The sequence below is a fragment of the Thermogemmatispora sp. genome (assembly GCF_019683635.1).
Taxonomy (GTDB): domain Bacteria; phylum Chloroflexota; class Ktedonobacteria; order Ktedonobacterales; family Ktedonobacteraceae; genus Thermogemmatispora.
Genome location: NZ_JADGIA010000217.1, coordinates 1 through 8,260 on the forward strand (window position 1 = coordinate 1; position 8,260 = coordinate 8,260).

Consider the following 8,260-nt stretch of genomic DNA (forward strand, 5'->3'; position numbering starts at 1 on the left):
AGGCCCGCCCCCTGGGCCGCTCCCTCAATCAGCCCCGGGATATCGGCCAGCACAAAGCTCAACAGGTCGGCGCTGCCAGCTTGACCCAGCTGGACTACGCCCAGATTCGGCGTCAGGGTGGTAAAGGGATAGTCGGCGATTTTGGGCCGGGCCGCCGTCACAACTGAAAGCAGGGTCGACTTGCCCGCATTTGGGTAGCCAACCAGCCCTACATCGGCGATCAGCCGCAGCTCCAGCACAAGCCAACGCTCTTCACCCGGCTCGCCGTTCTGGGCCTCGCGCGGCGCCTGATTAGTTGGGGTGGCAAAATGAACGTTGCCCAGGCCACCACGCCCGCCACGCGCCACCACCACCCGCTGCCCATCCTCTACCAGGTCGGCCAGTAGCTCCCTGGTCTCGGCATCCCTGACCAGCGTGCCACAGGGCACAATCAGCTCGATATCTTCACCGCTGGCACCGTGCATACGTTGCCGCCGGCCAGGCTGCCCGTTGCCAGCCTTGAAATGCTGATGATAACGATATTCAATTAAGGTATTGACCGCCGCACTGGCCCGTAGATAGACGCTACCTCCTCGCCCCCCATCACCCCCATCTGGCCCTCCGCGCGGCACATACTTCTCACGGCGAAAATGGATTGCTCCGCTGCCTCCATCCCCGGCTTTGACGAAGATCTTCACTTGATCGTAGAACATAGATGTAATCCTGCCACAGTACAGGCAATAGCTTGCTTGCCTTAGCCTTGGGTTATAACGCAGTGTTATACTATAGCACAAAGCGCGTTCAGGGGAAAGGGGGGCCAGTCGTCCAGCGGGCCGAGGCAGAACAAGCCAGGACAGGGTACAGTCGATCTGACTCGTTATGCCCGTCCAGGAAAAAGTCAGCGCCAGACCCGAGATGACTTCGGATCTGGCGCCTCCCGTATCTATCGCCGTACATCCGCGGTGTTGGGAGCTACCTCCCACCGCTTCAGAGTCAGGCCATACCGTCCTCGCCTACCAGTGGAGTATCAACCAGGTGCTGTGAGATAAACCAGACATGCATTTCATGCATGCGCAGGATATCGGACATCAGCATGTCATTGGTGCCATAGTCTTTGGATTGCTCCGTCAGCTCGATCCCCTGGCGCAAGCCCTTAATCACCGTGCGATGAGCTTCCAGCAGGCGGGCCAGCATCGAGGGGACACTTTCAGCGCCGCTGGGTGGTCGTTCGATCCGGGTGCGCTCAACCACATCAAAAGGCATGCCGAGAGCTACTCCTCCCAGCATCTGGATACGCTCCCCGATCAGATCGACTGTTTGCAGGATCTCCTCGGCATGCTTATCGAAGAGCAGATGAAGCTGATAGAAAGTAGGGCCGGCTACCTGCCAGTGATGTTTCTTGTACAGATGATAGAGCGTGATCGAGTCAGCCAGTACCTGGTTGAGCATCTCGATGCTCTGCTTGCGCGCCTCCTCAGACAGCTCAATCGGGAGCTGACGCACCTGTTGGGGCGTTTGAATCTCGTACATGCGCTGCTTCAGGCGCGGCTGACCCTCAAACGTTGTCTTGCCACCACTATGCGTACGCGTCGTCATATGTCCACTCTTTCCTTTCCTGATCCTCAAGCTCAGGTATTCATTCGCGAAGCCAGTAATTACTCTCCAGAGAGGATACGCGCCAGCAGCCCACGGGGTTTCAGCTGTTTGCTGCGAGCAGCAAGCTTCCTCTCAAGGCAAGACGCCCGCCGTCAGGGGAGCGGGTACAGCGAGAGCCAGAGCGCTAGCCTGCTCTGGCTGTCGGTTCGCCTATGCTGCAGCAACTCTCCCCCTGCTGGCGGGCGCCCCCAATCCGGCACTTCTGTGCGCTGAGCTGCCAGGAGCGCGTGGCTCTTCTTCCTCAATCGAGGGCCGCCAGCGGTACCGCCTCGCCACTGCCAGCTCGCTCAGGATAGAGGATCAGGCGAGCTCCACGCTGGAAGGTGAGGTAAGCCCAGGCCCATTGGAAGAGGACCAGGACCCGATTGCGGAAGCCAATCAGGTAGAAAATGTGGACGGTCAGCCATAATATCCAGCCCAGGAAGCCTGCCAGGCGTAATCTGCCGATCTGTAGCAGGCCCCAGGCCCGCCCCACGGTGGCCAGGTTCCCCTTGTTGACGTAGTGGAACGGCGCTGGCTCTTGACCGGCCAGGCGCTGGAGAATGGCCCGCGCTACATAGCGGCCCTCTTGCATGGCAACAGGCGCGAGACCGGGCAGAGGTTGCCCCTTCTCTTCAACAGAGGCCGTATCGCCGATGACAAAGATCTCGGGGTGGCCCGGTACGCTGAGATCGGGATTAACCTTGACGCGCCCGGCCCGATCAACGTCGGCCCCAAGCCAGCGTCCTGCTGGTGAGGCCTTCACCCCGGCAGTCCAGATGACGGTCTTTGCCGGCAGATACTCCCCCGCGATCACAACGCCGTTCTCATCGACGGCCTCCACCGGCGTGGAGGTACGCACTTCGACGCCCAAACGGTTGAGAGCGCGGCGCGCCTTCTCCGCCAGTTCAGGCGGGAAGGAGAGCAGGATACGCGGAGCCGCCTCGACCAGGATGATGCGCGCCGAGTGGGGATTGATGTTGCGAAAGTCGGCAGCCAGCGCTTTATGGGCCAGCTCGGCAATAGCTCCCGCCATTTCAACGCCGGTGGGACCGGCCCCTACGAGCACAAAGGTCAGCAGGGCGCGCTGCCGATCGGGGTCGCTCTCCATCTCAGCGGCTTCAAAGGCGAGCAGAATCTGCCGGCGCAGACGCGTGGCATCCTCTAGCGTCTTCAGGCCCGGCGCGTAGCGGGCCCACTCAGGATGACCAAAGTAATTCTGACCGGCCCCAGTGGCAATGACGAGGTAATCGTAGGCAACGCTTCGTTCTCCATGCTCATCCAGGAGCACCCGCTTGCCTTCCGTGTCAACGCCAGTAACCTCGGCCAGCAACACGCGCGTATTTTTGTTGCGCCTGAGCACATGCCGGATTGGAGCGCTGATATCGGCAGGCGAGAGAGCTGCTGTGGCTACCTGATAGAGCAAAGGCTGAAAGAGATGATGATTCGTGCGATCAATGACGGTGACTCTAACAGGAGCCTTTCCCAAAGCCCGCGCCGCCTGCAGTCCGCCAAAGCCTCCACCGATAATGACAACGTGCGGGAGAGGTGTCTGCTTTGTATGAGAACCGCGCCGGTTGTCCTCTGCCAGGGCAGAAGGGTGTGCCGGCGAGATAGGACTGTTTGTGCGCTTCGACATGACAGTTTTCCCTTTTCTCCCATAGGAGAATAAAACGACGATGGAGCTTGCCATCGTCGTTCTCTGACACTGTCTGGCATCCATGCAGGGCAGACATGATTACCCTGCTATTCAATAGCTGACCATCATCAGTAGAGTGCCTCGTTGCCTCTCTAAAGAAGAAAACACGGCGCCCTCCTATCTGCATTCCAGGAGCTACTGATAAGCAGCAAGTGTACCAGAGGCGCGCTCGACCCGCCGGGCACGCTGATTCGGCTCTCCACCTGAGCCATGTGAGGCCCTGAGCAACGCCTAGAGGCGGCGCCTCCAGAGGGTAACCAGCGCCAGCGGCTCTGGCCAACGGAGGGAGCGGCGTCCCTCATCCTGCTGATGTGGAGTGAATTCAAAAGGCTGGGGCAGCTCTGGCAGATGTGCCCCCGGGACGGTGCTGAGCTGGAGCGCCAGCTGCTCGAATTGACCATAGGAGAGCGGCGTCACGCCGCTCCAAAGCTTCTGGCTCAGCACACGCACCGCCGGCTCGATCCGGTCGTCAATTTGGGCATCGCTGACAACGTTGAGCTTGTCATTCCACAGAGCAAACATGGCCCCCAGCAGATGCGGATCGTTCGGCGCCAGGTTCAAACGCGGGTTGGACAGATCAAAGATGAAGGGCTGCCAGCGCGTGTAGAGCGTTTTGGTGTCCAGGTAGTCGTGATAGTAGCCAGCGCGCGGCACGATGTAGAGCAGATTGTCATTCATGTTGATGACCTGAAAACCCTCGCGCACCATCTGCACTGGATTGGCCCAGCGATTGTTCCAGATGTCCAGCACAATATTGCGTGAAATCGCTACGTGGCTCTTCATGAGCGAGAGGCTGCCCCACATGCGCACCGTCTTGCCCTTGCTGCTGAGGAAGGCCGCCAGGCGATTGACGAAAGTGCGGTAGCGATCGGCGTCATTGAGGGCATACTCATCAGCCCCTATATGCACCTGACTGCTGGAGAACCAGGGGAGGAACTCGCTCCAGAGATTTTCGACGAAGCCCATAGTGGCAGGATTGGCGAGGTTGAGGAATTCTTTAGAAGCACGCGGACTGGCCAGGTCGGGGCGATATTGGGTCAGGGCCAGATCGTGGGCTGGGGTATCAATTTCGGGAAGAATGGTTACGGCATGCGTCTGGGCCAACGCCTGCAAGGAGGCCATATCTGCCCGACTATAGGCCCCATCGCGCGCTGCCAGACCGGGAAAACGTGCGCTCTGGAGTCGGAAGGCCGCATATTGTCGTCGCCAGTCAGTGCGCTCACCAGCCCCCGGGGCGTTGTCGTTGAGGTGAAGCTGGAATTCGTTCATCTTAAACCAGGAGAGGAGCCGCACGTAGTCCTCCAGCAGAGCAGGAGTAAAGTAGCGCCGGCCCACGTCCAGCATGAAACCGCGCACGGCGTAGCGGGGATAATCGCGGGCTATGCCGTGCGCCAGATGACTCTTCAAGGGGTCCTGCATGAGCATCTGGAGCACCGTGCGCGTGCCATAGAAGACCCCCATCTCACTGTGGGCACTGATGGTCAGGCTATCGGCAATCAACAGCACATAGCCCTCGCTGCCGATTCCTGAATCATTGTTCTTCAATGTAAGTAAGAGATCACCGCTGCTGGGAGTTTCCTGGGTAATGATGGGCAAACGCAGACCGGCAACGGTCTGCAAATCCTGCTGAAAGACCGTCGCTGTTGCCCGCAGGCGGGTCGCCGACGAAGGATCAAGCACGATACGCGCATCGGCGGTCAAGGTAAAGGTCCCTACCCCCCCATGCCACTCGCGCAAGCTTGGGATCACCAGAGGAGGAGTATTGGTAGTGGTCGGCAAGGAGGCCAGGAAAATTGCCAGGCGGGCCCCTACCAGGAAGAGACCCAGCAAGGCCAGCAACAAGGCACCAACCAGGCGCCAGTTCAGGCGCCAGCGGACTGGAGGCCATCCTTTCTTAAAGAAGGCTAACTGTGGAAAAATCACGAGTAAGCTCTCCGTGCAGTCACCAGGATCGTTCGTGTTCCATTGTAGTACCTGGCGTCCGCTTTTACTAGTACGGCGAGCTGATTAGCAGAATCGTACCATATTATGCCTTTTCCTGGTGATAGCTGAGGGAGAGAGTCAGAAGAGGAGCAGAGTGGGAAGGGCTGGCCCGAAAGGAGAGTTTCCTGCGCATAGCGACCAAGGCAGGGGGTCTTTTCCTTTCGGACCAGCATCAACACTGCGCTGAGAGCTGATCAACCTACTCAGCGATCGGCTCTAGCTTGACACCGACGCGCTCGCGCTTCAGCTCATAGAGATTCGGCTGGCGCAAGGCCCAGTAGAAATGATCCCAGTACTCGCCGGCCTCGGCGCCACGCGGGACCTCGATAATGACAGGACCATAGAATCCCACGTGCGAGCCTTCCAGAGCAATGGTAGGCACCCCAAAGGCGTGGTAGCGCTCAACCGCTTCCTGATGATCGGCCTGTACTTCGCGGATCGTTGACTCGTCAGCCAGCGCCTCATCGACCAGGCCCGCATTCAAGCCGGCCCGCTGCAGAGCAGCGCGCACGCCAGCCGTATCGGCGATGCTCTCACGGCGACCATGGTGGGCGGCACCCAGCGCCAAGTAATAGCGTTCCACTCCTTCATTGCCTTCGCGACGCCGCACCAGTGCCAGCGTGCGCAGGCCGGTCCAACCGTGATCTTCATAGTTCGGCTGCGCCCCCTCCTTGCGATTGACCAGTTCCAGGCTGAAGAAGCGCCAGGTCACAGCTACTGGACGAACCTTGCGCACTTCGCGCATCCAGAGCGCGGTGCGCCAGGCCAGAGGGCACAGCGGATCAAAATGGAAGTTCACCTTAATGGGAGTGGCAGATTCTTGCTGAGTCATAGGGTGATACAGACTCCTCTAGTCGATGGATCAAACAGTGGTGTTGCAGGAGGCACCAGTGAACGAAGTGACTGCTATCACCATACAATCTGGAGCACAGACCTGTCAAGGCAAGTGCAAGCCAAGTACAACGTACCCCCAGCGGCTGCCAGAGAGGGGACCAGGGCCCCTGGTTCTCATTTGTCCCACTCTCCTGTTCACCAATGGTCAGTCACCTATTTACCAGAACCGCTGTTTATGAGATACTGGCAAAGGCAAACATCCCTAGCATCCCTAGGAACTCAGGAGGGACAGGAAATCATGCCAGGACAGATCAAAAGCCCCGTTCGCACGCTCGGCGTCCTGACCGGCGGGGGCGATGTACCGGGGCTGAACGCCGCCATCAAAGCATTGGTCTACCGGGCGGAGACGCTGGGGATCAGCGTCATCGGTCTCCGCTACGGGTGGAGGGGCATCACTTTCCTCAACCGCAATCGAGCGCGCGAGGAGCAGATCTTTCGCGCCGACGATCCGCAGACCTGGGACGATCACTACCTGCTGCCGCTCAACCGGCAGAATACGCGCACGATCGATCGCCAGGGCGGGACGATCTTGCTCTCGACGCGCACTAACCCTGCGCGCGTGCGCGTGAGCGAGCTGCCCGAGCATCTCAAGCATCGCGGCGAGGGACGCGACGCGCAGGAGTACCTGGATCTGACCGATGAGGTTCTGGCCAATATCGAGTTTCTAGGCCTGGACGGCCTGGTTGTCATCGGCGGCGATGACACGCTGAGCTACGGGGCTGTGCTTGGGGCAAAGGGAGTCCCGGTTTGGGGCATCCCGAAGACGATGGACAACGACGTTCCTGGCACTGATTACTGCATTGGCTTCCAGACGGCTATCAACCGCGCCAGCGAGTTCATCGGGCGCCTGCGCTCGACCCTCGGCTCCCACAGCGAGACGGCGCTCTTCCGCCTCTTCGGGCGCGATGCCGGTTTTACCGCTCTGGAGACGGCCATCGTGACCTGGGCCGACCGCCTGCTGATCCCCGAGGTGCCGGCCAATATCGATCAGCTGGCCGAGTTGGTTGCCAGCGACCGGCGCAATAATCCCAACCACTATTCGATCGTGGTCCTTTCAGAGGGGGCGAATCTGGGTATGCCGGTGCCGGAGGTCGGCCCGGAGGACGCCTATGGCCATCGCAAGAAGGCCAACGTGGCCGAGTTCCTGGCTGAGCAGCTGAGCAAGCGCCTGCCCGGCGTGCGCTTCCTGCCGATCGATCTGACCTATATCCTGCGCAGCGGCGAGCCAGATGTCTACGATCGCCACATGGCTATCTATTTTGCCAACATGGCAATGAGCCTGGTAGAGCAGGGCATTCACGGGGCAATGGCTGGCTACCGCGAGGGCAAAATCATCTATACCGACCTGCCCGGAAAAGACAAGCCGCCACGGCGCGTCAATCCGGACGACTACCACCCAACTCGTTATCGCCCACGCTTTGAGCGCATCAGTGGTCCGTATATGCCGCTGTGAGGCCAGCAGCACCTTCACCCTGGTCGGGTCCAGCCCCGGCACACACTGCGTGGCAGCCATGACCCAATCACCAGGGAGTGGCAGGGTGCTTTCGTGTCAGTCATAAAGTAGGGGATCGGTGAGGTTCAGGCAGGCGCACAGCGTCGGCGTTGCCGCAGACAACAGCAAAGAGGCGGCTTCGCCGATCCCTCTTCGCGCGATCCGCCAGTCTCGTTCCGCCCCAGATCACTTCACTGACAGGCTAACGGTGGGCATAGGGAGACCACCCCCCCCCGAGCCAGTAGCTTGCTTTGATGTCTGGTATGATGGTAAGGGCTGTTCCCAGTCTTCTCTTTCCTCACCTGCCGACATGGTGACAGGCGCTCCCCCGTTTTTGCGCTAGACGACTAGGGTCGAGGCCCAGTCTGTAAACAGCCGGCTGATACAGGCTACCCTACCCGCTGTGCAGGCCCAGGGCGTCCTGGAGAGAGGAGGGCGCATTGATTATGGCTGCATTTTTTGCTATTTAATTACAGGGGTTAGCTATCGACTATAGATGTTAGCAGCAGAGGGATAGGGAAGGGGGGGGCCAGCGGCATTCTACAGGCCCGGTATGGTCTTTCAGAGCCGGCCTAGAG

Annotated in this window: 6 protein-coding genes; 1 reads left to right on the forward strand and 5 read right to left on the reverse strand. The window is 59.8% G+C overall.

Annotated features, from left to right (window positions below; all coding sequences use genetic code 11):
• From obgE to IRZ31_RS18230, 5 genes are all read right to left on the reverse strand, one after another.
• On the reverse strand, positions 1-692 hold a 692-nt coding region (gene obgE, locus IRZ31_RS18210; protein WP_297156266.1), incomplete at its 3' end, for a GTPase ObgE.
• A 280-nt stretch (positions 693-972) separates the two neighbouring features.
• Complete coding sequence (locus IRZ31_RS18215) at positions 973-1,575, reverse strand: DNA starvation/stationary phase protection protein (protein WP_297156268.1); 603 nt, start codon at positions 1,573-1,575, stop codon at positions 973-975.
• Positions 1,576-1,876: 301 nt separating this feature from the next.
• Complete coding sequence (locus tag IRZ31_RS18220) at positions 1,877-3,253, reverse strand: NAD(P)/FAD-dependent oxidoreductase (RefSeq protein ID WP_297156270.1); 1,377 nt, start codon at positions 3,251-3,253, stop codon at positions 1,877-1,879.
• 291 nt (positions 3,254-3,544) lie between these two features.
• Complete coding sequence (locus IRZ31_RS18225; protein ID WP_297156272.1) at positions 3,545-5,236, reverse strand: family 20 glycosylhydrolase; 1,692 nt, start codon at positions 5,234-5,236, stop codon at positions 3,545-3,547.
• A 259-nt stretch (positions 5,237-5,495) separates the two neighbouring features.
• Entirely contained in the window at positions 5,496-6,128 is a 633-nt protein-coding gene (locus IRZ31_RS18230; protein ID WP_297156274.1) for a DsbA family protein, read from the reverse strand.
• Positions 6,129-6,428: 300 nt separating this feature from the next.
• Between IRZ31_RS18230 and IRZ31_RS18235 the strand changes: the two genes are divergently transcribed.
• On the forward strand, positions 6,429-7,643 hold the full coding sequence (locus IRZ31_RS18235; RefSeq protein ID WP_297156276.1) for a 6-phosphofructokinase: 1,215 nt from the start codon (positions 6,429-6,431) through the stop codon (positions 7,641-7,643).
• Positions 7,644-8,260: the final 617 nt, after the last annotated feature.